Source organism: Oxalobacteraceae bacterium OTU3CAMAD1 (genome assembly GCA_024123915.1).
Classification (GTDB): domain Bacteria; phylum Pseudomonadota; class Gammaproteobacteria; order Burkholderiales; family Burkholderiaceae_D; genus Rugamonas.
The window spans coordinates 5,290,745-5,317,591 of the sequence record CP099650.1 but is presented as its reverse complement, the minus strand read 5'-3'; the positions used below and the strand labels follow the sequence as shown (position 1 = coordinate 5,317,591).

Here is a 26,847-nt window from a genome sequence, read left to right as displayed (position 1 = left end):
TTTTATTTATTTATTTATTTTCCGTAACGCCCTTGCGGCGCCGTGCGAGCGCGCCGGTCAGGCCCAGGCCGGCGAGCAGCATTGCATACGTCTCCGGTTCCGGCACTGCGGTGACGGCGGACGTGACGCTGAACGAGTTATTGGTTGTGTGCAATTCCCAGCCCGGATATTGCCAAGCGTCGGTGTACATGCGGATGCTCAACGGATCGGCGGCGCTCCAGGTCACGCCGCGCAGCGCCGCGTTCAGGCCGCCGAGTAGCGCGTTGTTGTCGGCGATGTCGAAGGTGACGGTGGCCTGATCGTGGGACGAGCCGGCGACGAGGAAATTGAACACGTTCGTGGTGCCCTGGAACAGGCCGATGAACACGCCGTTGCCTGGGTCGGTGAATCCCCAGCCCTGGTCCACCAGGGTCGATGTGCTGGTCAGCGCATAAATGGTGTTGGTGCCGGCGCCCAGCGTCACGCCGCCCATGTCGAGAACGCCGCCGTTGGTCGACCAGTATTGATCGGTGCCCGAATGCGACATGGTTTGGGTGACCGCCGCGTGCGCGGGCGCCGCCAGCGAGACGGCGACGGCCAGGCCCAGTACCGCTTTTTGCAAGATGTTCATGTTTTCCCCTTTGTGATGGTGTGGTGGGCTGCGCCGAAAAATGTTGTCGTGCAGCTAATGAACTATCGCAGTTGGCGACTTGGTCGGCCAGTATCGACAGGTATCTTCCACGTAACAATGGCAATGACGACCGCGTCAAGCGCATCGAAATCCTTGGACTCGATACCGGAGCAGCGGGCGCCGCCGACGATGTCAAATTGAACAACAGGGGGGATTTACCGATCTTCTCCCCCGATCGCGGCATGCGGGAACGCGGTAGGATCGCATGTGGAAGTACTATGTATTGATGAAAGGACAGAAGATGACGACCATTTCCAGCACTGCCGCTGCAGCTGTCCAGGTGACGCCTTCACGGCGCACAGCGATCGAATCCGGTAACGAGGCCAAGGCCTTTGTCCGTGGCGAGAAGGAAGTCATGGTTTTTCGTCGCGGAGGAACACCGACAGCCGAGCAAACGGCGCAGGTCGCTAAACAGAAGGCCATTGCGGCGGAAATGACAGCCGGCTTCGCGAAGCAAGCTCTCGAAGCGGAAAAGCTGCGTCCAGGAATTACCCGGATAGACTTGCCGAACACGGCGACCATGTCGCTTGAAAATGCAAGGACGGCCCCAGGCACCACTCAAGGGCCGGTCGGCAATCGCGAGGACAAGGGTGTCAATGAAACCGCGATGCCAAGGGCGACAGCGGTAGTGGCAACTGGCCCTTCGCAGGCGAATACGATCGCCGCATCGTTTTATCGCCTGATGCAAGATATGGACACCAAAGGCGGCACCGAAGGCTAGGTACTCCCTGCCAGAAGCACCCGCCAACCACACCCGGTTAAAACTTCAGAACCTCGCCATCTTCCGGGATGCGCACGCGGTCCTGGATGCCATGTTGCTTGACATGTTCCTTCAGATCCTTGCGGCTCAAGGTCATGTGGTTGATCGCGTCCATATGCGTGGCGATGATGGTCGCGTTCGGCATGGCCTGGTACGCGTGCAGCACGTCGTCCTTGCCCATGATGATGGAGCCGGCGTAGCCCACCATCCGCGCGTCGCCGGCGTTGATGATGATGACGTCGGGCTTGAACTTTTCCAGCGTCCGATCCACCTCGGAGCGCCATACGGTATCGCCCACCACGTACACGGTTTTGGCGCCCGGCGCCTGGAACACGATGCCCATCGCCTCGCCGAGCATCTCCGCCACCGGCTTCTTGCCGTACATTTCATCGGTACCATGCTTGCCGCCGGTCCTGGATAAGCGCACGCCTTCGAACGCGGTGTTCTCGCCGAGGACGCGAACGTTGGTGTAGCCCTGGCCGCGTATGAGTTTGGCGTCGGTGTCGTTCTGCACGAACAAAGGAAGCGCCTTCGGGATGAACTGGTGGGCGCCGCCATCCCAATGGTCGAGGTGAGTATGGGTGACGAGCACCGCGTCCACTCCTTTCATGAGTTCGTTCGCCGACATCGGCAGCTCGACCATCGGATTGCGCAACTGGCTGTTAAACGTCCCCGGGAAGCCTGGATAGGCGCCTTTCTTCGCCAGGAAGGGATCGACCAGGAAGGTCTTGCCCGCATAGCTGATCTTGGCGGTGGCGTTACGGATTTGCTGCACCTGGACGGTGGACTTGGCGCTTGCCGACGCCGCGTCGGCGGCGTGGACGGAGGCGCCAGCCGCGCCGAAGGTCAATGACAGGGCGATAAGTATCTGTTTTAGTTGTCGCATTTTGCTGCTCCATGGATGTTGTGATCGGTAGCAGCATTGTGGGTGCGCGGGCTTGAATACAAAATTGGCCCGTAAGCCAACTATCGACGCTTTCGGGCCATAAGCGATCGACGCCGGCCCCAGCCGTCAATGGAAGAGGCGACGACGGTGTAAAATAGTCAAATGTTCATCTCCCGACAGCGACGACGGTACTTCGCATGGCTGCTCTGCGCATCCATGCTGATGACGGCATTGATGCCGGCGTTCTCGCGTACCTTCGCGTCGGATGGCGCGGCGAATGCCGTGCTGCTGGAAATCTGTTCCGCCATGGGCGTCACGGTCGCCAAGTCGACGGATGCGGAGTCATCCGGCAAGCAAGCCGGCATGATGGACGACTGCCCCTATTGCCGGGTTCACTTCGATCTGCCTGTCCTGCCGCCCGCGCCGGCCCAGCTTCCACACTTCAAGATCACCTCGGAGCGGCCCGCGCTGTTCTATCGTTCCCCGACGCCGCTGTTTTCCTGGGCCGTCGCGAAGCCGCGCGGTCCGCCCGCCGCCTGATATCCGCCGACCCTGTGCGGGCCGCTTCGCCCGTCCGCGCAGACACGTTACTCCAGACCGACGCACCTGACAGCGCCGCCCATAGTGGCAGCCGCTGCCGCTTGACGCCGTCTGGCCGAGGTCCGCCCCATGGCGGGCTGGATATCCATTTCGCGTATCGATACCATGAACACTATTTCCCATTCGTCCGGCGCCCGTGTCGCCACTTTTTGCGTACTGGCGCTGCCACTGCTGGCCGCCAACGCCAACGCCAACGCCGTGGAGGACGCCACCTTGCCCACGGTCGTCGTCTCGTCGCGTGCCGACAACGGCGGCTTGAATTCGCAGACCGGCACCGGCTCCAACCTCGACCTGAGCCGCTTCGACACGCCGGCAAGCGTCGACGCCATCACCCGCGACCAACTGGAACGGCGCGGCGACACCAGCCTGCTGGACGCCATCACCCGCGCGCCCGGCATCAGCGCCATGCCGCACCCCGGCAACGGCGGCTCCTCCGTTGCGGCGCGCGGCTTCACCGACACGCTGTCCGTGATGCGCCTGTATGACGGCATGCGCCAGTACGGCGGCGCCGGCCTCACATTCCCGTTCGACACCTGGGCCGTCGAGCGTATCGAAGTGTTGCGCGGACCTGCCTCCGTCATCTACGGCGATGGCGCGATCGGCGCCGTGATCAACGTGGTGCCCAAGAAGCCGACGCGCGGCGGCATCCAGACCGAGCTGCAAGCCGGCCTGGGCACCGAGAACAGCCGCCGCTTCGCCATCGGCAGCGGCGGCGCCATCGACGACAAATGGTCATACCGCTTCGACGCCAGCACCGACCGCTCCGACGGATGGGTGGAGCGGGGCGAGTACAGCAACCGCGCCTTCTCGGGCGCGGTGCGTCTCGACATTTCTCCGCGCCTGAATGTGCAGCTCGGCGCGGCGAAGGGCAAACAAAAGCCGATGAAGTACTTCGGCACGCCGCTGATCGACGGCAAGCCCGATCCGGCATTGGCGGACAAGAACTACAACGTCGCCGACAGCGTGATGCGGTACGACGACCGCTGGATCGACGTGCTGGTGAACTGGAGCCCGAACGACAACGTCAGCGTGCGCAGCCGCTTCTACGACATCGACAGCGACCGCCATTGGCGCGATGTCGAGGCGTACCGGTACAACCCGGCCACGCGCCTGATCGACCGCTCCGACGCCACCGAGATCTATCACCGGCAATCGCAAACGGGCAATACCACGGACGCCGCGTTCAAAGGCAGCTTGCTCGGGCTGGCCAACCGGTTCTCCGTCGGCTTCGACGTCAACTCCAGCGACTTCAGACATATCAACAACACCTACGTCGGCAGCGCGCCGTCGGTCGATCCGTACAATCCCGTGCCCGGGTCGTTCAGCAGCCCGGTGCCGACCATCCCGCGCTACGACAGCGACGCCAAGCAGTACGCGCTGTTCGCCGAGGACCGTCTGGCACTGGACGAGCGGTGGTCATTGCTGGCCGGCGTGCGGTACGACCACGCGACCTTGCGCCGCACCGACCTGGTCGCCAACAGACTGGCTTACGACAAGACGTCGACCAATGTCGGATGGCGCCTGGGCACGGTGTTCCAGGTGACGCCGTCGCTGGCGCTGTACGGCCAGGTCGCCAAGGCGGCCGACCCCATCAGCTCCCAGTTCTTCCTGTCGGCGGCCAACAGCCAGTTCAAGAACGCGACCGGTCGCCAACTCGAGGTCGGCGTCAAGCAGGCGTTCGCGCAGGGCAGCGGCGAATGGACGCTGGCGGTCTACGACATCACCAAAAACAATCTGCTCACCCGCTACCCGGCTAATCCGGCGCGCAGCGTGCAGGTGGGCGAGCGCAGCTCGCGCGGCATCGAGGCGACGGTGATGGCGGTGCTGGCGCCGGGATGGAGCGCGGAGGCCAACGCGTCGCTGCTGCGCGCGCGATTTGAGGATTTCAGTGAAGCGTCGGGCGGAAGCGTGGTCTCGCGCGCCGGCAACGTGCCGCCGGACGTGCCCCGGCGTCTGGCCAATGTCTGGCTCAATTGGGAGCTGATGCCGGCATGGACCGCCAGCGCCGGACTGCGTTATGTCGGCGAACGCAACGCCGACAATGCCAACACGCTCAAGCTGCCGTCGTATGCCGTCACCGACGCGTCGCTGCGCTGGAAGGTGTCGGCCGGCACCAATCTGACCTTGCGGGTCGCCAACGTCTTTGACAAGCGCTATTTCACCACCGCGTATTACTCGCCGACCCAGTGGTTCTACGGCCAGGACCGGCGCGCCGACATCATCCTCAACCACCGCTTCTGATCGGGGACGCGATGCGACGCTATATCTATCTGCTGCACCGTTGGACCGGCATCGTCATGTGTGTGTTGATGGCCATGTGGTTCGTCAGCGGCGTGGTGATGCTGTTCGTCGGCTATCCCAAGCTGACACCTTGGGAGCGCCTGGCCGGATTGCCGCCCTTGTCACAAGCGGGTTGTTGCATCGCACCGGAGCAGGCACTGGCGAAAAGCGCCGCGCCGGACGATGTCCAGCGCCTGACGCTCACCTCGATCGCGGGCCGGCCGCATTATCTACTGGTTGAAGGGAATGGGCGATACACGCCGGTGGACGCCATCAGCGGCGCCGTGCTTGGGCGGGTGGGCGAGGGCGCCGCCCTTGCCGCCGCGCGCAGTTTCAAGCCCGGCGCCGGCGCCCGCTACCAGGGCTTGATCGATGAAGACCGCTGGACCCATTCGCGCGCCTTGACTCCGCACCGGCCGCTGCATATCGTCGATCTCGCCGACGAGGCCTCGACGCGGGTCTATGTGTCGTCCTCGACCGGCCAGGTCGTGCTCGACGCTCCGCGCGCCGAACGCTACTGGAACTTCGTCGGCGCCTGGTTGCACTGGATGTACATGATCCGCCAGCAGCCCACCGATCCGGTGTGGACCTGGACCCTGATCGGGCTGTCCGCCGTGGGCGTGTTGTCGGCGCTCACAGGCCTGGTGAACGGCGTGTGGCGCTGGCGCTTCAGCGGCCGCTACAAAAGTGGCCACCGCACGCCATACCGCGAGGCATACATGCGCTGGCACCATATCCTTGGCCTCGTTTTCGGTCTGATACTGTGCACCTGGATCTTCAGCGGCTTGATGTCGATGAACCCGTTCAACATCTTCGGGGCGAAGGGCGCGCGTCCCGACGCGATCGCGATGCAAGGTGGAACGCCGGCGAACTTGCGCCCGACGCAAACGGTACCGCAGGTGCTCGAGCGCTTGCACGCCGAGTCCTTCGCGCCGCACGAGCTGGAGTGGAGCGTATTGAATGGCCACCCGTTCATCCTGGCGCGCGACGGCATGAACGACACCCGGATCGTGGACGCCGGCGGCGACGGCTTGCGCGTTCTGACATCCTGGCCTCTGGCGCAACTTGAGGACGCGGCGCGCCGGCTGCTGCCGTATCAAGTCAATTCCTTTGACATGCTGACCCGCTACGACGCGCAGTACTTCGCGCGGGAGCAGGCGTCCATGTACGGCGCCAACGAGCGTCGTTTGCCGGCCCTGCGCGCAGTGTTCGACGACCCGGAAAACACGTGGGTATATTTGGATGCGCGCACCGGCCAGATCGAGTTGAGCGCCGACAAAACCCAGCGGCTCGGACGCTGGCTGTTCAACTTCCTGCACAGCTGGGATCTTCCCGTGCTGTTGACACCGGCGTGGCCGCGCGAAGCGGTCATCATCGCCCTCAGCCTCGGCGGCTTGCTGCTGAGTATGACGGCGGCGGTCATCGCCTTGCGCCGTTTGCGGACCATCCTCAAGAACCGGGCGCCGGTTTCCGGTTCCCTGGCAGACGCAACTAGTGGAGAATGGGGTACCGCCAACGAACCGACCGGACTCCGGAACCGTCAACGATGAAACCAAGCCGCCGCCACGCACCCGCCAAATTGTTTGTCCACTGCCTCGCCGGCATGCTGCTGGCGAACGCTGCACCGGCCGCCGCCGCCGAGCCGCCAAAAATCGAAGTGCGCGGCAGCCAGATCCTTGGCCCCGATCAGCAGGACAGCGGCGAGGCGGACTGGCTGGCCCGCCTGAACAACTGGAAGCGCGACACCACCGGGCAGCACGCGCCCTGGCTGGCGGCGATGCGCTCGTGGCGCGCCGACCAGCTCGCGAAGACCGGTTACGACGACGCCCAGTACCGGCGCCCTGAACTGCGCTGGACGCAACGCGATTTCGTGCAAACCCAGGCGATGATGGAAGACCGCTACCTGTACGACCCGGCCACCGGGCGCTACACCGTCGACCGCTTCCTCGACGATTTGAACCAACGCTACGGCGGCATCGACAGCGTGTTGCTATGGCCGGTATATCCGAACATCGGCATCGACGACCGCAACCAGTGGGACATGCTGCGCGACCTGCCCGGCGGCGTGACGGGTGTCCGGCAAATGATCAAGGACTTTCACGCGCGCGGCGTCAAGGTGTTCTTCCCGACCATGCCCTGGGATACCGGCTCGCGCGACCCTGGCACGACCATCCACGAGGCGACGGCCGCGCTGATGGCCGAGATCGGCGCGGACGGCATCAACGGCGACACGATGTTCGGCTTGCCGCTGGAATACCGAACCGCCGCCGACGCCACCGGCCACGCCATGGCGCTCGAGCCCGAGCTGTTGTTCAGCGACGACCGCATGCTCGCCTACAACAATCAAAGCTGGGGTTACTGGCCGGCGTCGCCGGTGCCGCTAGTCAGCAAATGGAAATGGCTGGAGCCGCGCCATCAGGTCCACGTGTGCGACCGCTGGGCAACCGACCGCACCACCTTGCTGCAGGACGCCTTCTTCAACGGCGTCGGCGTCCAGAGCTGGGAAAACGTCTGGGGCTGGTGGAACCGCATCACGCCGCGCGACGGCGAAGCCTTGCGCCGTATCTCGACCATTTATCGCGCCTTCCCCGAGCAACTGGTCAGCAGCGACTGGCGGCCACACGTGCCGACCCTGCACCATGGCGTCTACGCCAGCGAATTCCCGTTGCCCGGCAAAACGTTGTGGACGCTCATCAACCGTACCGACTGGCGCGTCGACCAGCGCGTCATGCGCGTCCCGCATGCGCAAGGCCAACGCTACTTCGACCTCTGGGATGGCAAGGAAATGACGCCGACGGTGGCGAACGGTTACGCCGAACTGGGCGTGGCGCTGGAAGCGCATGGTTACGGCGCCGTGCTGCGCCTCGATCCGGGCGTCGATGTGGCCAGCCTGCCGGCGACCTTGAAGACGCTCGCGAAGCAGGCCGCGCGGCCACTCGAATCGTACTTGAATGCCTGGACGCCGCTGCAACAGAAGATGGTCGCCATCGCCGCCACGCCGGCAGCGCGCGCCACGCCGCCCGGCATGGTGAAGGTGCCCGGCGCGCTGTTCGACTTCCAGGTGCACGGCATCGAGATCGAAGGGGAGAACAAGCCGGGCCTCGATGTGCAATATCCATGGGAGCCGGTGGCGCGCCGGCACCACGTGCGCAGCGTGCCGATCAAGACCTTCTACATCGACAAGCATCTCGTCACCAACGCGCAGTTCAAGCAATTCCTCGACGCCAGCGGCTACCGGCCGGCGGACGCGCACAACTTCCTGCGCCACTGGATCGCTGGCGCCCCCAAGACGGACGACGCGCAGCGCCCGGTGGTGTGGGTGTCGCTCGAGGACGTGCGCGCCTACCTGCGCTGGGCCGGCAAGCGCCTGCCCAACGAATGGGAATGGCAGTATGCGGCGCAAGGCACGGACGGCCGCCTTTACCCATGGGGGAACGAATGGAACGCGGCGATGGTGCCTACGCCGGAAAAAGGGCGCGCGCTATCCGCGCCGGAAACGGTCGGCCAGCGCCCGCAGGCAGCCAGCCCGTTCGGTGTCGAGGACCTGGTGGGCAATGTCTGGCAATGGACCAACGAGTTCGCCGACGAGCACACCCGCGCGGCGGTGCTGCGCGGCGGCAGCTACTACCAGCCGCAAAACTCGTATTGGTACTTCCCGCAAGCGTACAAGCTCAACGAGCATGGCAAGTACCTGTTGATGGCGCCATCGAAAGACCGCTCGGGCGCGCTGGGGTTCCGGGGCGTCAAGGATGCTGCGGACTGATAGTGGACGCTTAACGCGGCCGGAAGCTGCGCCGGTAATCCTGCGGACTGGTGCCGACCTGCTTGCCGAAGCAGGCACGGAACGCCGCGCTGGAGCCGAAGCCGGTGGCGTTGGCCACCTGTTCGACCGACAGCGCGCTCGTTTCCAGCAAGGACTGGGCGCGCCGCACGCGCGCGCCGAGCAGCCATTGCAGCGGCGAGGTGCCGGTCTGTTGAACGAAGCGCCGGCTCAGGGTGCGCTTGCTCAGCGCGGCATGGTCGGCGATCGCCTCCAAGGTCAGCGCGCGGTGCAACTGCGACTCCATCCACTTGAGCACAGGCTGCAGCGCCAGCGACGACGACGGCTCTGGATGCACGATGAACTGGGCCTGGCCGCCACTTCGCTCGAGCGGCATGACCGCCTTGCGGGAGGCGTCGGCGGCAACGGCGGCGCCGTAGTCGCGCCGCACAATGTGCAGGCACAAGTCAAGTCCGGCGGCGGCGCCCGCCGAGGTCAGCACTTTGCCGTTGTCGATGAACAGCACGTTCGGATCGACGTCGACGGCGGGAAAGCGCCGCGCCAGCTCGGCCGCCGCCATCCAGTGGGTGGTGGCGCGCCGGCCGTCGAGCACGCCGGCGGCGGCCAGCACGAAGGCGCCGGTGCAGATCGAGGCGATCCGCGCGCCGTCGGCCGCCGCCGCACGGATGGTCGCGAGCACCGCCTCGGGGAGCGGCGCGTCGATGTCTTCGATGCCCGGCACGATCAGGGTGTCGGCCCCGCGCGCGTGGGACAGGTTCCAGCGGGTGTGCAGATCGAACAGCCTGGTGGCGACCGAGGGGGCCTCGCCGCAGACGGTGACTTCGTAGGGAACGGGCACGCCCGGCACGTGGACCCGGCTGAACACGTCGCAGGCGGTGGCCAGATCGAAGGGGATGACGCCGTGCTGCGCCAGGATGACAATTTTATGCATGGCCAGATTATAGTGACCATATGAATTTTCGCCAGCGTGAAGGCAGGGTTTGGCGGAAAACAGGCGAAGATCGGCAATCCGGCCAGTGTTCGCCTGCCTGTTCCATCTTCACAATAGGGCTTCTTTCAACTTCCTGGACGGACCACGATGGAATCACGTTTGAAACAACTGCGGCGCCTGCGGTACGCCGCACTGGGCGAGGGGGTGACGCTGCTGGTCTTGCTCGGCATCGCCGTACCGCTCAAATATATGGCCGGGCAGGCCTTGCTGGTCAAAGTGATGGGGCCGCTGCACGGAATGGCGTTTCTCTACTATCTCTCGACCATTTCCGACACGGTCATCGGCGAGGACGACTGGACCCGCGCCGAGCTGTGGAAGCTGCTCGCTTGCGCCATGCTGCCGTTCGGCGCCTGGTACAGCCTGGCGCTGATCCGGCGCAAGGAGGCGGCCATCGCCACGCCGGTCGACTGACCAGCCTTGCCGCAGCCGCGCGGGCGCGCTTACGCGAACGCCCGCTCGAGCTCGAGCGTCGAGCGCACTCCGAGCTGACCGGCATTCGTCCGCAGCCATTCTTCGGCCGCCGCAACGCCGCGCCCGTGCAGATGCGTCATGAAATCGGGTTCCGCATTGAACTTGCTCGACATGCGGTATTCCGAGAACAGATCATTGCCGCTGATCAGATGAAGCCGGGATCGGTTTGAGTGCGCGGGCGCGCCTTCCTGCTCGTCGAGCGCGTCCAGCCCATGCTTGAGCGTGGCAAGTTCGCGCACGAAACTGATGTTGAAGGCGATTTCGTTGGCGCGGTTGCTGATGTCGGCCATGCTGCGCGGCATGGTCGAGCGCGAGACCGGATTATTTTGCACCACGATCACGTCGCCGGCATCACGGTCGAGCAAAGGCGCTAGGGGCGGATTGGCCACATAGCTGCCGTCCCAGTAGCTTTCCCCGTCCACCTCGACGGCGGCGAACACGGTCGGCAGGCAGGCCGACGCCAGCAGCGACTGCACGGTGATCTCTTCGCGCGGGAAGATGCGGCCCTTGCCAGTGCGCACATTGGTGGCCGCGATGAACACCGGGATGGTGTCGCTGGCGCGCACGCGGTCGAAATCGATCAGGCTCGATAGCAGCATGCGCAGCGGATTCTGCGTGAAGGGAACCTCGAACACGGGCCCGGCCAGCACGCCGGCCATCTCCAGCCCGTGGTAGGCGGGCGACGTTTCCATCGTCCAGCCGCCGACAAGGTGGTCGAGCAAGGTGCGCCGCATCGGGCTGAACGAGGCGGCCGTGGCCAGCCCGGTCCAGAAGCGCCGCAACGCCTGTTGCGCGCCGCGCCGGCCGCCGCCACCGGCATAGCCGTCGGCCAGCACCGCCGCGTTGATCGCGCCCGAACTGCTGCCCGTCAGGCAATCGATGACAAGGTCGTCCTCGTCGAGCAGCCGGTCGAGTACGCCCCAGGTGAAGGCGCCGTAGGCGCCGGCCCCTTGCAGGCCGATGCTAACCGTTCTGGGCTTGGAGTCGCGCATCGGCGGATCCTTTCAATAAATGCCCGGCCGCGATGCCCCCGGCCAACGCCAGGACCAGGGCGGTGGTACTGCCGGAAAAACCGACCACGCCGCTGGCGGCGATCGTCCCCACCTTGCCGCCGACCAGTTGCAGGCGGCGCTTGGACATCTGGATGCCCATTTCGCTGAGCTGTTCGGCGCTGAGCAACTTCTCCGCATTGGCCAGCAGCACGGTTTCCTCGTCGGCCACATGGTGCATAACAATGCGCATCAGTTCCATCAGCAAGCGGTCATGCTCGTCGTCAATGGTGGTGCTGGCGCGTAGCCGGGCGATGAGTTGGCGCATCTCATCGTGTTCGGGCTCGCTCTTGGCGGTGACGGAGTCGGGGCTGATGCGGCGCATGGTTGGATAAAAACATTCCTCTTCCAAGGTCGCGTGGATTTCCAGCGCGGTACAGATGTGGGTGGTGAGCGCTTTTTTGACCCGTTTTTTGGCCCCACCCGTGTATTGGTGAAAGGCGAGCAAGACATGGCTGTGATCCATGCGGATCATGTCGGTGATGGAAGGACTGAGTTTGCTAAGTGAGAACATGGCTGACTCCTCGATATTTAAAATGGCGTGGTGCGGTCGTTTATTTCTCGCGCGGGGCAGCGGCTTGGGCGCTGAGTTTCCATGCCGCCAGCAAGGTTCCGCCGACCAGCAGCGACAGCGCGAGCGGCTTGCCGCGTGTGCTCAGGTAGGTGTAGGCCGAGCGTTCGTGCACCTTGTTGCGGTGGCCGCCCATGCGCTCGTTCAACTCCATGCCGTTCGACGCGTACAGCGAATCGGCGCGGTTAGGCACCGTCGGCTGGTCCTTTTGCTGCTGCTTGAACATGAACAGGTTCATGAACTTGTCCATCGTGCGCGGCATGATTTTGCTCTCCAGCGAGATCATCTTCGAGGCGCCGCCGACGTAGATGTCGCGTTGCGGATGCTCTGCCGCGTACAGGATCGCGTCGGCCACCAGCTCGGGCGCGTATAGCGGCGCCGGCAGTTCGGGCTCTTTCTCCATGTAATTGCGGGCGTGGCCGGTAAACAGGGTGTCGATGCCGGCCGGCTTGACCAAGGTGACCGAGATCGGGACTTTGTCTTTTTCGATTTCCATCCGCAGCGAGTCGGTGAAACCTTTCACCGCGTGCTTGGAGGCCGAATACATGCCCTGCAGCGGCACCGCGCGGTCGGACAGTTCGCTGCCAAGATTGATGAGCGCGCCGCCGTTGTCCTTCATCAAGTCCAGCGCCACCAGCGAGCCGTGCACGACGCCCCAGAAGTTGGTCTGGAATAGCTTTTCCTGGTCGACCAGCGGCACGTCCTGGTTGCGCCCGTAAATCGAGATGCCGGCGTTGTTGACCCAGGTGTCGATGCGTCCGAAGCGCTGTATGGCGGCCCGGCCGAGGGCGGCGACCTCGTCCCGGTTGCCGACGTCGGTCGGCACCGCCAGGGCCTCGGCGCCGGCGGCGCGCAGTTCGGCCACCAGGGTATCGAGCGCGGCGCTGTCGCGCGCGGCCAGCGCCAGGCTGGCACCCTTGCGCGCGGCGGCGCGCGCGGTCGTCAAGCCGATGCCGCTGGTGGCGCCGGTGATGACCATTACTTGGGAATGTAGCGGTTTCAATCGTGTTGGCATGGTTTGCTCCTCAGGTAGGGTGGTTGGATCACGGCCGTCGCGGCCGCTATGGTTGTGGTTCGTCGCGGGCGGTCGCCCACGGCATGTCGCGGTTGCTGCAAGCGCCGCTGTCGGTGGCGCTGACGGCGATCAGGCCGATGTCGATGGCTGGATCGAACAAGGTCAGCGCGCGCTCCAGCGCCGCCGGCAATGCCATGCCATCGGCCAGCCAGCCGTGCACCCGGTGTGCCAGCAGGTGGCGCACGATGTGCTCGCCAATGCCGGTGACGGCGACTGCGCCGGCCGGTCCGGCGTAAAACCCGGCGCCGATGATCGGCGTGTCGCCCACGCGGCCGAGCAGGGCCGGCGCGCACCCGCCGGTCGAGCCGGCCACGGCGAAATGGCCGGCGGCGTCGCGCACCACCGCGCCGACGGTGTCGCAGGCCTGGCCCTGCGCCAGCGCCAACGGCGTGGAGTAATTCCAATACCGCGCGAAACTGGCGTTGTCCTCGCCCGGAAGCAGGCGCTCGCCGTGTTGCAGGTCTTCAAGCATTTCACGGTGCTTGCGCAGCGCTTGCGCGGTGGTCGGATCGTGGCCGCCGGCGCCGATGTGGCGGGCAAAACGCAGCGCGCCTTCGCCACACAACATCCAGTGTGGCGTGCCCGCCACTGCGGCCGCCACCTCCACCGGATGGCGCACGCGGCGCAGGCCGGCGACGGCGCCAAGGCGGCCCAGGCTGTCCATCACGCCCGCGTCCATCTCGATGGTCGCGCCGTCCATGCGCAGCGCCGAGCCGGTGCCGGCGTTGAAGCGGGGATCGTCCTCGAGCACGCAGACTGCGGCCACCGCCGCCTGCAGCGCGTCGGCGCCGTCGCCCAGACGCTCCAGTCCCGCCTCGGCGGCGGCTGTGCAGCCGTCCTTGTATTGGATATCGGCGCCGGCGCCGCCATGTGCGACCACGACCGGCGCTTGCGGAGAAGATGTTGGGTTGGAAATAGCAGCTGTCATTGGGGCTTATTGATGGGGATCGGTTCCGTCATCATGCCCGCGTCGCGTGGCGCGCGCTGTAGGCGTTACGCGAAGGAGGAAGTAGGAATTTGACGTATGAGGATGAGTGCGCTAAAGCGGCGCCAGCGTGCGCTGACACACAGTCCGCTGCGGGCGCGCTGGCTAAAGTGGTGGCTACCCATTTCAGGAATCGCCATGGATGATCATCTCACGACCGCGCCGCCCGCTGCGGCCATCTCAACCTATCCCGTCAGCCTGCGGATCAACGGCCAGCAGCACCGCTTCGAGGTGGAAGCCTGGGTCACGTTGCTGGATTTGCTGCGCGAACGCGCTGGATTGACGGGCAGCAAGAAAGGCTGCGACCACGGCCAGTGCGGCGCCTGCACCGTGTTGGTCGGCGGCAAGCGCATCAACTCCTGCCTGACCCTGGCGGTCATGCAGAACGGCAAGGACATCACGACCGTCGAGGGCTTGGCCGACGGCACCCGGCTGCATCCGCTGCAGCAAGCCTTCATCGAGCACGACGCCTTCCAGTGCGGCTACTGCACGCCCGGCCAGTTGTGTTCGGCCGTTGGACTGATGAACGAAGGCCAGGCGGGCACCGTCGCCGACGTGCGCGAGCTGATGAGCGGCAATGTCTGCCGCTGCGGCGCCTATCCTGGCATCGTCGCCGCCGTGACCGAGGTCATGGGGCTGCCCGAACGCAAGGACAATCCCGACCGGCCGTATCTGCCGGGGACGGTGCCGGCATGAATCCGATCACTTATGTCGAAGCGACCGACGTCGCCGGGGCGCTCGGCCATCAGTATGCTACGGGGCGCGCGTTCATCGCCGGCGGCACCAACCTGATCGACCTGATGAAGGAACAGGTGATGCGGCCGAGCACCTTGGTCGACGTCAACGGCCTGCAACTCGACGCCATCGAATCCACCGCTTCCGGCGGCTTGTTGCTGGGCGCGACCGCGCGCAACGCCGATACCGCCTACCATCCGCTGGTGCGCGACGGCTATCCGCTGCTGAGGGCGGCGATTCTGGCCGGCGCCTCGCCGCAGATCCGCAACATGGCCAGCAACGGCGGCAACCTGTTGCAGCGCACCCGCTGCCACTATTTCTACGACATCGCCACTGCTTGCAACAAGCGCGACCCGGGCAGCGGCTGCGCGGCCATCGGCGGTCTGACGCGCCAGCACGCCATCCTCGGCGCCAGCGCGCACTGCATCGCCACCCATCCGTCGGACATGTGCGTGGCGCTGGCCGCGCTGGAGGCGGTGGTGCACGTGGTGTCGGCCGGCGGCGCGCGGCAGATCGCCTTCGCCGATTTCCACCGGCTGCCGGAGGACCATCCCGAGCGCGACACGACGTTGGCGCCGGGCGAGTTGATCACCCATATCGAGCTGCCGCCGGCGGCGCACTTCGCCGCCCACTCGGCCTACCTGAAGTTCCGCGACCGCGCCTCGTACGCGTTCGCGCTGGTGTCGGTGGCGGCCATGCTCGACGTCGGCGACGACGGCGTGGTGCGCGACGCCCGGCTGGCGCTGGGCGGCGTGGCCCACAAGCCATGGCGCGCGCCGCTGGCCGAGGCGGCGCTGATCGGCCGGCGCGCCGGCCCCGAGACGTTCGCGCATGCGGCCGAGCTGCTGCTGTCCGGCGCCCAGGGGCAGGGCGAGAACGACTTCAAGATCACGATGGCGCGCCGCGCCGTGATCCGCGCGCTCAAGCAGGCGCTCGAAGGCACGCACGACAATTCCCATGAATTCGCAGGCAAGGAGTCACCGTGACCGATCTGATTGAAGCATTGCGCACTCCTGTGGCCGATCAAGGCACCGGCAACGTCAACATCGGCATGGCCGTCTCGCGCGTGGACGGGCGCGACAAGGTCACCGGCCAGGCGCGCTACGCCGCCGAGCACTGGCCGGAGGCCGCCGAAGGGCCGTTGCTGTACGGCGTGGTTGTCAGCGGCAGCATCGCCAAGGGCCGCATCACCGCCATCCACACCGCCGCCGCGATGGCGTTGCCGGGTGTGGTGGACGTGATCTCGCACGAAAACCGGCCACGCATCCGCTCCTTCGACATTTTCTACAAGGACATGACGGCGCCGGGCGGCTCGCCGTTCCGCCCGCTGTATGACGACAAGGTGCTCTACAGCGGGCAACCTGTCGCGCTGGTGGTGGCCGAGACGTTCGAGGCGGCGCGGCACGCCGCCGCGCTGGTGCAGATCGACTACGACGTCGAACCGCACGAGACCTATCTGTTGCAGCATCGCGGCCGCGCCTATACGCCGAGCCGCCTCAAGGCCGGCTACACGCCGCCGCCCGACACCAAGGGCCACCCGGACGACCGCTGGGACAGCGCGGCGGTCAGGATCGAGGGCGAGTACTACAGCGGCGTCGAGCACCACAATCCGCTGGAGATGTTCGCCTCGACCGTCATACGCGGCGCCGACGGCCACCTGACCATCTACGACAAGACCCAGAGCTCGCAGAACAGCCGCTGGTATGTGTCGCACGTGTTCGGCCTGTCCAAGGACAAGGTCACGGTGCGCAATCCCTACGTGGGCGGCGCCTTCGGCTCCGGCCTGCGGCCGCAATACCAGTTGCCGCTGGCGGTGATGGCCGCGCTCAAGCTGGAACGCTCGGTGCGCGTTGTGCTCACTCGCCAGCAGATGTTCAGCTTTGGCCACCGGCCCGAAACGCAGCAGCGCGTCAGGCTGGCGGCCGAGCCGGACGGCACCCTGAGCGCCATCATCCACGAAGCCGTGGCCGAGACCTCGCGCATCGAGGATTACGTCGAGGTGGTGGTCAACTGGTCGGGCGAGCTGTACGCCTGCGAGCATATCCGCCTCGGCTACAAGCTGGTCGATCTCGACCACGCCAGCCCGATGGACATGCGCGCGCCGGGCGCGGCGCACGGCGTGCACGCGCTGGAGGTGGCGATGGACGAGCTGTCGTACGCGCTGAAGATGGACCCGCTGGCGCTGCGCCTGAAAAACTACGCCGAGGTCGATCCCAGCCATGGCCTGCCGTATTCGACCAAGGAGCTGCGCGCCTGCTACGAGCAGGGCGCGGCCCGCTTCGGCTGGGACAAGCGCCCGCTGGAACCGGGCACGATGCGCGAAGGGCGCGAACTGATCGGCTGGGGCATGGCCACCGGCATGTGGGACGCGATGCAAATGTTCGCCCGCGCCAGCGCCGTGCTGCACGCCGACGGCAACCTGGTGGTGAGCAGCGCCGCCACCGACATCGGCACCGGCACCTACACGGCGATGAGCATCATCGCCGCCGACGCCATGGGCCTGCCGCTGGAGCGGGTGCGCTTCCAGCTGGGCGACTCGACCTTGCCGGTGGCGCCGATCGAAGGGGGCTCGTCGCACGTGGCCACGGTCGGCTCGGCGGTCGATGGCGTGTGCGACAAGCTCAAGGAGCGGCTGTTCAACATGGCCAGGAGGATGGACGACTCGCCGCTGGCCACGGCGCGCCTGGCCGACGTTGAATTCGCCGCCGGCGCCGTACGCCTGATCGCGCGGCCCGAGGTCGCCGTCGCGTTGACGAACATTATGGCCGCCAGCGGCGAGGCGCGCATCGAAGAGAAATACATGATGCTGCCCAATATGCTCAAGCAGATGAAGTACCAGCGCGCCACGCACTCGGCGGTGTTCGTCGAGGTGCGGGTCGATCCGGACTTCGGCACGGTGCGCGTGACGCGGGTGGTCAGCGCGGTGGCGGCGGGGCGCATCATCAACGCCAAGACGGCGCGCAGCCAGATTGTCGGCGGGGTAGTATGGGGCATCGGCCAGGCGCTGCACGAGGAAACCTTCTGCGACCATCACGAGGGGCGTTTCATGAACCACAACCTGAGCGAATACCACGTGTCGGTGAACGCCGACATCCACGATATCGACGTCATCTTCGTGCAGGAGGATGACCGCATCGTGAGCAGGATAGGCGCCAAGGGCGTGGGCGAGATCGGCCAGGTGGGCGTGGCGGCGGCCGTCTGCAACGCCATCTACCACGCCACCGGACGGCGCGTGCGCAGCACGCCGATGACGCCGGACAAGGTCATGCTGCCGTAGACAACACTGGAGAATGCCATGCCGATAAAAACCGTGGACGGATACGAAATCGACTACACGGCCGAACCGTTGGAGGGTTGCGACGATTGGGGCGCGTATGTCGCGGTCTTCGCGCCGTCGGACAATCCCATGCACATGAATAATATTGTGCCCAAGAAGCGCGTGGCGGCCGATGTTACGCTGACCAGCGAGGCGATGGCCGAGCAGGAGGCCGAAAAGGCCGCCATGGAAATTCTCGGTCAACTGCGGCCGGGGGCGGCATAGGCGCGTGCGCCGGATACTGGCCGGACAGGCCGGGAATTATTTATTTTTTGATCGTGGAGTGATCTATGAATATGTTGTCGTCCGGTGACTTGGTCAAACCCAAGCTCGGTGGCCCGGAAATGATCGTGGTCGGCGTCGCGGACTTCCACCGCGACCGGCCGGAAGCCTTGTCGGTGTTTTGCGTGTGGGACGAGAACCATTTCCTGCATGAGGAAGTGTTTCAAACCAAGCACCTGGCGTTGATCCGCAAGGAGCGACGGCGCGCCGTGCGCAGGACCGACGCGGAATACCGCGCCTGCGCGCCAAGCCAGCCGACCGCCGGCATCGAGCTGCAGGATGTGTCGCTGTCGATGGATGGGCAGCGGGTTACCTTTTATGTACAGATCGCGACGACGGCGCGCAAGTTCGCGCTGATTTCGGCCGGCGCGTTGACCAAGGCTTTCCCGCAGACCGGCGGCGCATTGGCGACGTTCGAGACGCATCGCAGACTCATCAAACTGGCGTGCCAGCGGAAAATCCGCGCCTACCCGGGCTTTCCAGTGCTGATTTTGCACGCGACGGATTTCGAATAGGCGGCCACGGCGCCATGTCTTTCAGCGAGCTTGGGTTTTTTCTTTTGCGGCGTTGGTGATTATCGTAATTGCCGAACGCCGCGTCCCCGCCGACAATAGCGCAAAGGGGACTGAATATGATGTTAGCAAGATTTAAAGACGGCGCCCGCAGCGGCGCCGTTGTCATCGCCGCGTTGCTGCTGGCCGGGCAGGCCTGGGCCACGGTCGGCATTGGCGCCGATAATGCCAATTTGCAGTACACGGGACGGGTCGACCAGCGCAACGCCGCCGCGCCGGAGATCTCTTGGCCTGGCACCAGCATCGCAGGCAACTTCACCGGCGCCACGCTGGCCATCAAACTCGACGACCAGCTCGGCAAGAACTTTTTCGATGTCTACATCGACGGCGACCTGGCGCGGCCGGTGCTGGTGCAGGCGGAGAAGGGCGGCAAGACCTATCCGATCGCCGACAAGCTGGCGCCGGGCCGTCACAGCTTTCTGATCACCAAGCGCTCCGAGGGCGAGGAGGGCGCCACCGTCTTCCAGGGCCTGGAGCTGGCCGACGATGGCGAATTGCTGGCGCCGCCACCGCGCAAACAGCGGCGCATCGAGTTCTTCGGCGACTCCATCTCCAGCGGCATGGGCAACGAGTCGCCCGCCGACGGTCCCGACCACTTGATCAAAGACAAGAACAGCTTCATGTCTTACGCCTCGATCACGGCGCGCGCGCTGGACGCCGAGCTGCACCTGATCTCGCAAAGCGGCATCGGCGTGATGATTAGCTGGTTCCCGTTCACCATGCCGGATTTCTACGACCAGTTGAACGCCGTCGGCAATAACGACACCGTGTGGGATTTCAAGCAGTGGACGCCGGACGTGGTCGTCATTAACCTGTTCCAGAACGACAGCTGGCTGGTCGACCGCGAGAAGCGCCTGTTGCCGATGCCCGACGACGCCCAGCGCGTCGCCGCGTACCGCAAATTCGTCCAGACGATACGGTCGAAGTACCCCAAGGCCTACCTCATCTGCGCGCTGGGCAGCATGGACGCGGTCCGGCCAGGCTCCAAGTGGCCGGGCTATGTGCGCACCGCCGTCGATCAGATGCGCGACGAGAACAAGGACGCCCGTATCGATACCGTGGTGCTGCCCTACACCGGCTTCAACGGGCATCCGCGCATCCCGCAGCACCAGTCCAACGCCGCGCTGCTGACCGCCGTGATACGGGCGAAAATGGACTGGTAGCCTCTTGTGTGACAATTCGAGATATTTCGGCAACCTTCAAATGTTAAGATGAAATTTCCATATCTCAACATTTTGAGGGTTAGAGGCCATGATCACCGGATCTATCAACCTTTCGCGGGCGGCTGTCGGCGACCACAAGGCGGCACTCAACGGCAGTGTCGCAGCCAAGGCGGCAGAAAATAAAAACAATATAGGCAGCACGCCATCGGGAGCTACCGGAATCTCCAGCCTGGCGAGTCAATTGGCGGCAAGCGCGGCCTATTCCAGCGGGAAGAACAAAGGGCTCAGCTTTACCGAGCTTGGCGACAAGGCGCGCACGCTGCTCGATCAAATCGTCGGCGACGGCTTCTCGCGGAACAAGGCGCGCAACGACAGGGAGGTGCCCAAGGCCACCGATGCGGCGTCGCTTGAACGTGCCAAGGCCGCCACCGTGTTCGCCAACGGCAGTTTTGAAGACAACGTCGGCAGCGAGCCCAATCCTTTCGCCGGCATGTCGTCGGAACAACTGGCGACGATCGCTTACGATGAGTCGGGAACATTTACGGCAAACGAAAGGTATGCCGCCTATCGGGAGTCGTATCTACAGGAACAGACCTGGCGGATTACGGCGGTGGCGAGAATGCAGGAGGAATACAACTCGACCGGCAAGCTGACCAATTTTTTTAAAGAGGTGTTGGCCCATTACGAGGGCTTGCCCTTGATGGAGCAGGTGCAGTACCCTAAGGACTATGCCGCTGATTTGAAAGAAAAAATCAGGAAAGATTTTAACTACTTTGAATCCGTGGTCGCGGGCGGCGGCCAAGGCGCGATCTCGGCGGCGAAATCGTTCTTGCGACCAATGCTGGAGCCTTCCGGTTTCACCACGCAGCCTTGATGGGAATGGACTCGTAGCTGGAACGAATTGGGCTACTAGCCCTCGCCCTGGGAAACCGCGAAGTCCTGGAACGATGCCACGTCCAGGCCCGCGCGCCGGCCAAGCTCGATCGCTTGCGCGGCGACCGCGTCGTCCACGATGAGCATGTAGTAGGCATCGTGACCGAAGTCGATGCTCAGCAGCGACAAGGCGTGCTTCGCCAGCCACTCGGCCAGCACTTTGAGCCCTTGCATGACGGTCTTGCCCTCGGAATCCCATTCCCACTGGTCGTCGATGCCCCGTGTCGACAGCATGTCGTTGACCTGCCAGTCGATCTCATCGCTGGCTTTCCAATCGACGTGCATCAGCATCCGCTTGCCACTCTGCTGGCCGTCATCTTCCAACACACCTTCCAGGAAGAGCTCCCCGACGTCGTCTTTGCCGACCGGATTGGGGTGATTTTCGAGCTGCGTCAGCACATTGTTGGTGAGTCGCGCGCTGTCGTGCTCGCCCAGCTGGCTCGAAACCGCCCGCATGAATCCCGCCATCGCTTCCCTGTAAATAGCGGCTTGCGCCAGCAATGCGGCGTCGTATTCTTCCGCGTCGAGGTAGTCCGGCTCGGGTTGGCGGCCAAGAAACGCAAACAGGCGTTTAAACATCGCAGGCTTTCTAAAATGATATCGACATCCGCAGGATAGCAGATATGCAATTCAGGAATTTCATAATTGATCTTGATGGATTGTCGAATTGTTGCCGTGTATCCCCAAAAGTAGAATGAATCGGCTGTTCTCTCAATATAAGTACATTCGCCGGACGCATATCCCACGCCACATCCCTGGCAGCAGCCTACCGGCAAACCACGATTCATTTTTCTTGGAGATCGATATGAACAAAAAACAAATCATCGCGCTCAGCAGCATGATGGCCGCCCTGGTGGCCGGCTGCGGCGGCGGCAGCGAGAGCACCGGATCGGCGGGGGCGCCCCAGTTTGCCGCGACAACGGTCGTGGGGACGGCGGCCAGGCCGGTGGCGCCCGCCCGATGGGCGAGTGTGAAGTTCGGCGGCGGCGGCTACGTTCCCGGGCTGATCTTCCATCCGACCAGCCCGGACGTGCTGTACGCCCGCACCGACATCGGCGGCGCCTACCGCTGGGACGCCGCCGCCAAAACCTGGGTGGCGATCACCGACATGCTAGGCGCCATCGACGGCTTCTACCAAGGCAGCGAGACCATGGCCCTGGATCCGAACGACGACAAGCGCGTCTACATGAGCACCGGCCTGTACCTGGGAGATGAGCGCAACGCGCGCCTGTACATTTCCACCGACCGCGGCGACAATTGGGAGCACGTCGATCTGCCATTCAAGGCGGGCGCCAACGCCCAGGGCCGCGCCGTCGGCGAGCGCCTGATGGTCGATCCGAACAAGCCGGCTATCCTGTTCTACGCCACGCGTACGAGCGGCATGTGGAAGAGCACCGACTATGGCCGCACCTGGAACCAGGTACAGTCGCTGGCGACGCACACGATGAGCAAGCAGGAAATCGAAGCCGTCCATTGGAGCGGTGTGGTCGGGGTCGAGCAGGTGATCTTCGATACCAATACCAAGGGCACCGGCAACGCCACGCAGACCATTTACACGGCCGTGGGCAAAGATTATGGCAGCGTGGCAGGGCTGACCCACAGCATGTACAAGACCACCGACGGCGGCGCGACCTGGACCGGCATCGCCACCCCTGCCGACGTGGCCGGCTTCTTCGTTCCGCACATGGTGCGCAACAAGGACGGCATGATGTACGTGGCCTTCACGAAGGCGACCGGTCCTGGCGCCGAGGGCGCATCAAGGCTGTACAAATTCGACGGCACCAACTGGACCCTGCTGAAGAAGTACGACACCGAGCAATGGCTCAACTACGGCATGGGTGGTCTGTCGGTCTCCGGCACCGGCGCCACCACCCGCATCGCGCTCGGCGTCACCAATTCCTGGGGCAACTGGGATGGCCAGCCTATCGTGCAATTGTCGGACGATGCCGGCGCCACGTGGCGCGAAATTTCCACCCTGGCCCCGCACGGCGCCGACCAGGACGGCTGGTCCGGTTGGATCGACGACGTCGAGATCGACCCGAACAATCCGGAGCGCATCCTGCATGTGCACGGCGGGGGCATCTGGGAAACCCGGAACGCGTCGGCGGCCAAGCCCACCTGGACCAACAATGTCGCCGGCATCGAGGAAACCGCGACGCTGGCCTTGATGGCGCCGCCTCCCGGCGCTTCCTACACCTTGCTGCGCAGCGCAGGCGACGTCGGCACGCACGTCCAGACCGAACTGACCAAGGCGCCCACCCGCATGCCCGCCCGTGGCATGTTCGGCGGTAATACCTACAGCTCCGACATGGCCTGGTCCAATCCGGCCTACATGGCGACGACCGGCAATCCCGCCTGGAACAACACCACCGCCGGCGCCTATTCCGCCGATTCGGGCGTGACCTGGACGGCGTTCGCGACCAACCATCCGGACGCGATCGGCAACACCAGCGGTGCGTCCAACCTTGCGGTCACCAAAACCGGCAACGTCGTTTGGGCGCCGTCCCATGCGGCGCCGGCCTACACGACCGACAACGGCGCGACCTGGACCTACACCAATCTGCCGGCGCTGCCACGGGTGGGCATCGACCGCGCCTATCGCCTGGTGGCCGACCGCAAGAACCCGAACAAGGTGTATGCCTACGATTCGGGCGGCGCATGGTGGCGGAAATGGGATGACACGTCGCATTTCTACACCTCCACCGACGGTGGCCACACCTTCACCGAGAGCACCACGTTCGCGGCCAATTCCTGGACCGCCGACTTTGGCGTCTCGTCGATGGCGGTCAATCCCAACGTTGAAGGCGACATCTGGGTCGTCGATGGAAAAAGCATCCTGCACTCGGTCGATTCCGGCGCGACCTGGACCAGGCTGAACGCGACCGCGCCGATCTGGGGCAAGTCGTCCGACTTCCCGGATGTGTACGGCGCCACCTCCATCGCCCTGGGCAAGGCGCCGGCCGGCGCCAAGTACTCGGCCTCCATCTACGTGGTCGGCGTGTTCAACGGCGTGTGGGGCGTGTACCGTTCCGACGACGGTGGCGTGACCTGGAACCGCTTCAACGATGACAAGCACCAGTACGGCGGTATCGGCACCCTGGCGGCCGACCAGACCGTGCCCGGGCGCCTGTACATGAGCGGCGCGGGCCGGGGCGTCCTCTTTAGCTACTGACCGCCGGATCACCCCTGTGCGCGGCCCTGCGCGGCCGCGCACAAGCAAACCTGTATGAATCAACCCAAATGGAGAATAAAATGAAGTTAACAAACATCCTCGCCGCGCTGGTCCTCGGTTGCGGCGCGGCGGCTGGTCACGCCGGCGCCGAAGTGCTGACCTTCGACAGCCTGACCAAGTTCGGATTCTATGGCAACGGCGAAGCGCTGCTCGGCAACATGAGCGCCAACGGTCAAAGCCTGAGCTACCAGGAGTCGGGTTTCCTGGTGACCCTGACCACGCCGAACGCGCCCGATGGCGCGGCCCACATCGGCGACGGCACGTATGTGCCGCAGACCTTCAACTGGCATGACGGCCTCGAAAATGCGCTGGATTCCTTCGTGACGCTGACCCGCATCGGCGGCGGCAAGTTCAACCTGGTCAGCTTCGATTACTACACGGACCATAGCGTCCTGTCGGCCGACGGCAGCCAGGTCGGCGTGCTGCAGGACTGGGGCACCTGGACCACGGGCCTGAACGGCATCAGCGAACTGCGTCTGAGCTCGGGCGCCTTCAATGAACTCGACAACATCAACGTGGCAAGTGCCAGCGCCGTTCCGGAGCCTGAAACCCTGCCGCTGCTGTTGGGCGGCTTGGCCATGGTCGGGGCAATGCTTCGTCGCCGCCGCGGGTAACCTGGCGCCTTCTTGGGTTGGCCGGGCTTTAGCGCCACGACAACCCTAAAAACTTATTAATAACGTCCGGGCACTATTCGTTTCGTCGACGTCTCCACACCATCAGGGTCTGGAGCGTCTCGGGAACGAATAGGAGATGGTCAGTGTTTAAAAGCAGGAGCGGCGGCCGGCTGGTGCCCGGCCCATGGATCATATTGACCGGCGCGGTGCTGTCGGGCTGCGCAACGCAGCCGCCGCACGTCGCCCCGCAGTTGGCGACCGCCGCCGCATGGTCGGTCGCCGCCGATGACGCCGTCGCGCTGGCGCCGGCGGAATCAGCCTGGTGGACCCGGCTCAACGACCACGCCATCGACACGCTGACCCCGGCGGCGCTGGCCGACAATCCCACCTTGGCGCAAGCCCTGGCGCGGATCGACGAGGCCGCCGCCAATCTCGGCATCAACGCCGCGCAACGACTGCCGGCGCTGCAGGCCAGCCTCGGCGCCAGCCGCGCCCGCGTCATCGACGGCGGCCAGGCGAATTACGCCACCGGCGCCTCATTGGGGCTGTCGCTGAGCTGGGAGGTCGACCTGTTCGGCCGCGTGCGCGGTTCCATCGACAGCGCCCGTCACCGGCTCGACGCCCGCAACGCCGCCGATGCCGCCCGCCTGTCGCTGGCGGCGCGGGTGGCCGACGCCGTGCTGGCGCTGCGCGGCTGCCGCTTCTCCCACGCCGTGCTGGGCGACGACATCGCCTCGCGCCAGGTCACCCTGGAGCTGACCCGGCGCAAGCTGTCGGTCGGCGCGGCGGCGGCGGTCGACGAGGCCCGCGCCCGTTCCGGCCTGGCCGCCGCCCGCACCACGCTGGCCACGCGCCAGCGGCAGTGCAGCGGCCACCTGAATACCCTGGTCGCGCTGAGCGGGCGCGATGCCGCCGGCGTTGGCGCGCTGATGGAGGCGCCGGTGGCGGCCAACGCCTCGCCGGCCTTGCCGCGCTATGCCGAGTGGCTGATGCCGGCCGCACCCAAAGTCAAATTGGCGCTGCCGGCCACGGTGCTGGCGCGGCATCCGGCCGTGATGGCGGCCGAGGCCGAATTGGCCGCCGCCTGGGCCGATATCGCCGTGGCGCGCGCCGAGCGGCTGCCGCGCCTCGATCTGGGCGCCGCCTTGTCCGGCCAATGGCTGCGCGCCGGCAGCCAGGGCGAGGCCGGCTGGAGCTTCGGTCCCGCCTTCAGCATGCCGCTGTTCGACGGCGGCCGTGGCGCCGCCGCCGTTGCCGCCGGCCAGGCGCGCTACCGGTTGGCGCTGGCGACCCTGCAAGGGGCCGTGCGCGACGCCGCCCGCGACGTCGAGAACGCGCTTGCCGCCATACAGTCCGCCGATACCCGCCTTGTCACCACCCGCGAAGCCGTGGACGCCGCGCAGGCGACGTTCGACGCCACCGACGCCATGTGGCGCGCCGGCGCCACCAGCCTGTTCGTGCTGGAAGACGCGCGGCGCCTGCTGGCGTCGGCGCAGAACGACGCCATCGCCGCCGTGCAGGACAGCGGCCAGGCGTGGATCGCGTTGGTGCTCGCCTGCGGCAATTCCTCGATTACCTCCGAAAGCACCCCCAATGAAACTATATGACAGCCGGCCCGACCCGGCCGATGTGCCGCCACCGCCGCCCCCGGCAGCGGTTCAAGCCGGCGCAGCTCAACCGGCCAAGCCCAGGGTGGGGCGCGGCGTCGTCGCGTACGCAGGCGCCATTGCGCTGGGCCTGACGGCGGTGGGCATCGCGGTCGCCAACATGGGCCGCGCGCCCGCCGCCGTCGCAATCCCGCCAGCGGCCAGTCCGGCCATGACGGTCACGCTGGCGCCGGTAGCGCGCGCCAACTGGGACGCCACGCTCGACGCCTCGGGC

General features: G+C 65.3%; 24 protein-coding genes. 16 read left to right on the top strand and 8 right to left on the bottom strand.

Going from position 1 to position 26,847, the window contains the following annotated elements; all coding sequences use genetic code 11:
* Nucleotides 1-10 precede the first annotated feature (10 nt).
* The gene (locus tag NHH88_22500; protein ID USX12448.1) at nucleotides 11-610 is read right to left on the bottom strand and encodes a PEP-CTERM sorting domain-containing protein; all 600 of its coding nucleotides are present in this window, start codon (nucleotides 608-610) and stop codon (nucleotides 11-13) included.
* Between the two features lie 301 nt (nucleotides 611-911).
* On the opposite strand from NHH88_22500, the gene NHH88_22495 reads away from it, so the two are divergent.
* Nucleotides 912-1,391 (top strand): hypothetical protein, encoded by a 480-nt coding sequence (locus tag NHH88_22495; protein USX12447.1) that lies wholly within the window; start codon nucleotides 912-914, stop codon nucleotides 1,389-1,391.
* A gap of 37 nt (nucleotides 1,392-1,428) precedes the next feature.
* Here the strand turns inward: NHH88_22495 and NHH88_22490 are convergent, their stop codons facing one another.
* The gene (locus tag NHH88_22490; GenBank protein USX12446.1) at nucleotides 1,429-2,316 is read right to left on the bottom strand and encodes an MBL fold metallo-hydrolase; all 888 of its coding nucleotides are present in this window, start codon (nucleotides 2,314-2,316) and stop codon (nucleotides 1,429-1,431) included.
* Between the two features lie 162 nt (nucleotides 2,317-2,478).
* Between NHH88_22490 and NHH88_22485 the strand changes: the two genes are divergently transcribed.
* The 4 genes from NHH88_22485 (at nucleotide 2,479) to NHH88_22470 (ending at nucleotide 8,959) form a co-directional block, all read left to right on the top strand.
* Nucleotides 2,479-2,856 (top strand): DUF2946 domain-containing protein, encoded by a 378-nt coding sequence (locus NHH88_22485; protein ID USX12445.1) that lies wholly within the window; start codon nucleotides 2,479-2,481, stop codon nucleotides 2,854-2,856.
* Nucleotides 2,857-3,021: 165 nt separating this feature from the next.
* Entirely contained in the window at nucleotides 3,022-5,157 is a 2,136-nt protein-coding gene (locus tag NHH88_22480; GenBank protein USX12444.1) for a TonB-dependent siderophore receptor, read from the top strand.
* An 11-nt stretch (nucleotides 5,158-5,168) separates the two neighbouring features.
* Nucleotides 5,169-6,746: a PepSY domain-containing protein gene (locus NHH88_22475; protein ID USX12443.1), complete on the top strand. Its 1,578-nt coding sequence runs from the start codon at nucleotides 5,169-5,171 to the stop codon at nucleotides 6,744-6,746.
* Nucleotides 6,743-8,959 (top strand): formylglycine-generating enzyme family protein, encoded by a 2,217-nt coding sequence (locus tag NHH88_22470; protein USX12442.1) that lies wholly within the window; start codon nucleotides 6,743-6,745, stop codon nucleotides 8,957-8,959. The genes NHH88_22475 and NHH88_22470 overlap by 4 nt, the downstream gene beginning before the upstream one ends.
* Nucleotides 8,960-8,969: 10 nt before the next feature.
* Here the strand turns inward: NHH88_22470 and NHH88_22465 are convergent, their stop codons facing one another.
* Entirely contained in the window at nucleotides 8,970-9,908 is a 939-nt protein-coding gene (locus tag NHH88_22465) for a helix-turn-helix domain-containing protein (GenBank protein ID USX12441.1), read from the bottom strand.
* Nucleotides 9,909-10,055: 147 nt separating this feature from the next.
* On the opposite strand from NHH88_22465, the gene NHH88_22460 reads away from it, so the two are divergent.
* Nucleotides 10,056-10,379 (top strand): DUF3817 domain-containing protein, encoded by a 324-nt coding sequence (locus NHH88_22460; protein USX12440.1) that lies wholly within the window; start codon nucleotides 10,056-10,058, stop codon nucleotides 10,377-10,379.
* A gap of 29 nt (nucleotides 10,380-10,408) precedes the next feature.
* Here NHH88_22460 and NHH88_22455 read toward each other — a convergent pair whose 3' ends face one another.
* The 4 genes from NHH88_22455 to NHH88_22440 are packed head-to-tail and all read right to left on the bottom strand — an operon-like array spanning nucleotide 10,409 to nucleotide 14,062.
* Nucleotides 10,409-11,431 (bottom strand): patatin-like phospholipase family protein, encoded by a 1,023-nt coding sequence (locus tag NHH88_22455; GenBank protein USX12439.1) that lies wholly within the window; start codon nucleotides 11,429-11,431, stop codon nucleotides 10,409-10,411.
* On the bottom strand, nucleotides 11,403-12,002 hold the full coding sequence (locus NHH88_22450) for a hemerythrin domain-containing protein (GenBank protein USX12438.1): 600 nt from the start codon (nucleotides 12,000-12,002) through the stop codon (nucleotides 11,403-11,405). The genes NHH88_22455 and NHH88_22450 overlap by 29 nt, the downstream gene beginning before the upstream one ends.
* 40 nt (nucleotides 12,003-12,042) lie before the next feature.
* Nucleotides 12,043-13,074: an SDR family oxidoreductase gene (locus NHH88_22445; GenBank protein ID USX12437.1), complete on the bottom strand. Its 1,032-nt coding sequence runs from the start codon at nucleotides 13,072-13,074 to the stop codon at nucleotides 12,043-12,045.
* A 46-nt stretch (nucleotides 13,075-13,120) separates the two neighbouring features.
* Nucleotides 13,121-14,062: an isoaspartyl peptidase/L-asparaginase gene (locus NHH88_22440; GenBank protein ID USX12436.1), complete on the bottom strand. Its 942-nt coding sequence runs from the start codon at nucleotides 14,060-14,062 to the stop codon at nucleotides 13,121-13,123.
* Nucleotides 14,063-14,257: 195 nt separating this feature from the next.
* On the opposite strand from NHH88_22440, the gene NHH88_22435 reads away from it, so the two are divergent.
* The 7 genes from NHH88_22435 (at nucleotide 14,258) to NHH88_22405 (ending at nucleotide 21,061) form a co-directional block, all read left to right on the top strand.
* Nucleotides 14,258-14,815, top strand: a complete 558-nt coding sequence (locus tag NHH88_22435; protein ID USX12435.1) for a (2Fe-2S)-binding protein — start codon at nucleotides 14,258-14,260, stop codon at nucleotides 14,813-14,815.
* On the top strand, nucleotides 14,812-15,840 hold the full coding sequence (locus NHH88_22430) for a xanthine dehydrogenase family protein subunit M (GenBank protein USX12434.1): 1,029 nt from the start codon (nucleotides 14,812-14,814) through the stop codon (nucleotides 15,838-15,840). Before NHH88_22435 ends, NHH88_22430 begins: the two co-directional genes overlap by 4 nt.
* A gap of 65 nt (nucleotides 15,841-15,905) precedes the next feature.
* Nucleotides 15,906-18,131, top strand: a complete 2,226-nt coding sequence (locus tag NHH88_22425) for a xanthine dehydrogenase family protein molybdopterin-binding subunit (GenBank protein ID USX17401.1) — start codon at nucleotides 15,906-15,908, stop codon at nucleotides 18,129-18,131.
* 18 nt (nucleotides 18,132-18,149) lie between these two features.
* Nucleotides 18,150-18,395 (top strand): hypothetical protein, encoded by a 246-nt coding sequence (locus NHH88_22420; GenBank protein ID USX12433.1) that lies wholly within the window; start codon nucleotides 18,150-18,152, stop codon nucleotides 18,393-18,395.
* A 65-nt stretch (nucleotides 18,396-18,460) separates the two neighbouring features.
* A complete protein-coding gene (locus NHH88_22415; GenBank protein ID USX12432.1) occupies nucleotides 18,461-18,967 on the top strand; it encodes a hypothetical protein in 507 nt (168 codons plus the stop codon).
* A gap of 116 nt (nucleotides 18,968-19,083) precedes the next feature.
* A complete protein-coding gene (locus tag NHH88_22410; protein ID USX12431.1) occupies nucleotides 19,084-20,187 on the top strand; it encodes a GDSL-type esterase/lipase family protein in 1,104 nt (367 codons plus the stop codon).
* Nucleotides 20,188-20,275: 88 nt separating this feature from the next.
* Nucleotides 20,276-21,061 carry a hypothetical protein gene (locus NHH88_22405; GenBank protein ID USX12430.1) on the top strand — a complete coding sequence of 262 codons (786 nt, stop codon included), beginning with the start codon at nucleotides 20,276-20,278 and terminating at the stop codon, nucleotides 21,059-21,061.
* Between the two features lie 35 nt (nucleotides 21,062-21,096).
* Here NHH88_22405 and NHH88_22400 read toward each other — a convergent pair whose 3' ends face one another.
* Nucleotides 21,097-21,699 (bottom strand): hypothetical protein, encoded by a 603-nt coding sequence (locus NHH88_22400; protein ID USX12429.1) that lies wholly within the window; start codon nucleotides 21,697-21,699, stop codon nucleotides 21,097-21,099.
* Nucleotides 21,700-21,925: 226 nt separating this feature from the next.
* Here NHH88_22400 and NHH88_22395 point away from each other — a divergent pair, with 226 nt between their 5' ends.
* From NHH88_22395 to NHH88_22385, 3 genes are all read left to right on the top strand, one after another.
* The gene (locus tag NHH88_22395) at nucleotides 21,926-24,292 is read left to right on the top strand and encodes a dockerin (GenBank protein ID USX12428.1); all 2,367 of its coding nucleotides are present in this window, start codon (nucleotides 21,926-21,928) and stop codon (nucleotides 24,290-24,292) included.
* A gap of 80 nt (nucleotides 24,293-24,372) precedes the next feature.
* On the top strand, nucleotides 24,373-24,966 hold the full coding sequence (locus NHH88_22390) for a PEP-CTERM sorting domain-containing protein (protein ID USX12427.1): 594 nt from the start codon (nucleotides 24,373-24,375) through the stop codon (nucleotides 24,964-24,966).
* A 143-nt stretch (nucleotides 24,967-25,109) separates the two neighbouring features.
* Nucleotides 25,110-26,573, top strand: a complete 1,464-nt coding sequence (locus NHH88_22385) for an efflux transporter outer membrane subunit (GenBank protein ID USX12426.1) — start codon at nucleotides 25,110-25,112, stop codon at nucleotides 26,571-26,573.
* Nucleotides 26,574-26,847: the final 274 nt, after the last annotated feature.

Coding starts and splice junctions, on each gene's coding strand:
- NHH88_22500 (USX12448.1), bottom strand. CDS start 610: ATGAACATCTTGCAAAAAGCGGTACTGGGCCTGGCCGTCGCCGTCTCG.
- NHH88_22475 (USX12443.1), top strand. CDS start 5,169: ATGCGACGCTATATCTATCTGCTGCACCGTTGGACCGGCATCGTCATG.
- NHH88_22400 (USX12429.1), bottom strand. CDS start 21,699: ATGTTTAAACGCCTGTTTGCGTTTCTTGGCCGCCAACCCGAGCCGGAC.
- NHH88_22415 (USX12432.1), top strand. CDS start 18,461: ATGAATATGTTGTCGTCCGGTGACTTGGTCAAACCCAAGCTCGGTGGC.
- NHH88_22485 (USX12445.1), top strand. CDS start 2,479: ATGTTCATCTCCCGACAGCGACGACGGTACTTCGCATGGCTGCTCTGC.
- NHH88_22495 (USX12447.1), top strand. CDS start 912: ATGACGACCATTTCCAGCACTGCCGCTGCAGCTGTCCAGGTGACGCCT.
- NHH88_22490 (USX12446.1), bottom strand. CDS start 2,316: ATGCGACAACTAAAACAGATACTTATCGCCCTGTCATTGACCTTCGGC.
- NHH88_22445 (USX12437.1), bottom strand. CDS start 13,074: ATGCCAACACGATTGAAACCGCTACATTCCCAAGTAATGGTCATCACC.
- NHH88_22480 (USX12444.1), top strand. CDS start 3,022: ATGAACACTATTTCCCATTCGTCCGGCGCCCGTGTCGCCACTTTTTGC.
- NHH88_22420 (USX12433.1), top strand. CDS start 18,150: ATGCCGATAAAAACCGTGGACGGATACGAAATCGACTACACGGCCGAA.
- NHH88_22450 (USX12438.1), bottom strand. CDS start 12,002: ATGTTCTCACTTAGCAAACTCAGTCCTTCCATCACCGACATGATCCGC.
- NHH88_22425 (USX17401.1), top strand. CDS start 15,906: ATGGCCGTCTCGCGCGTGGACGGGCGCGACAAGGTCACCGGCCAGGCG.
- NHH88_22410 (USX12431.1), top strand. CDS start 19,084: ATGATGTTAGCAAGATTTAAAGACGGCGCCCGCAGCGGCGCCGTTGTC.
- NHH88_22430 (USX12434.1), top strand. CDS start 14,812: ATGAATCCGATCACTTATGTCGAAGCGACCGACGTCGCCGGGGCGCTC.
- NHH88_22460 (USX12440.1), top strand. CDS start 10,056: ATGGAATCACGTTTGAAACAACTGCGGCGCCTGCGGTACGCCGCACTG.
- NHH88_22405 (USX12430.1), top strand. CDS start 20,276: ATGATCACCGGATCTATCAACCTTTCGCGGGCGGCTGTCGGCGACCAC.
- NHH88_22390 (USX12427.1), top strand. CDS start 24,373: ATGAAGTTAACAAACATCCTCGCCGCGCTGGTCCTCGGTTGCGGCGCG.
- NHH88_22455 (USX12439.1), bottom strand. CDS start 11,431: ATGCGCGACTCCAAGCCCAGAACGGTTAGCATCGGCCTGCAAGGGGCC.
- NHH88_22440 (USX12436.1), bottom strand. CDS start 14,062: ATGACAGCTGCTATTTCCAACCCAACATCTTCTCCGCAAGCGCCGGTC.
- NHH88_22465 (USX12441.1), bottom strand. CDS start 9,908: ATGCATAAAATTGTCATCCTGGCGCAGCACGGCGTCATCCCCTTCGAT.
- NHH88_22435 (USX12435.1), top strand. CDS start 14,258: ATGGATGATCATCTCACGACCGCGCCGCCCGCTGCGGCCATCTCAACC.
- NHH88_22395 (USX12428.1), top strand. CDS start 21,926: ATGAACAAAAAACAAATCATCGCGCTCAGCAGCATGATGGCCGCCCTG.
- NHH88_22470 (USX12442.1), top strand. CDS start 6,743: ATGAAACCAAGCCGCCGCCACGCACCCGCCAAATTGTTTGTCCACTGC.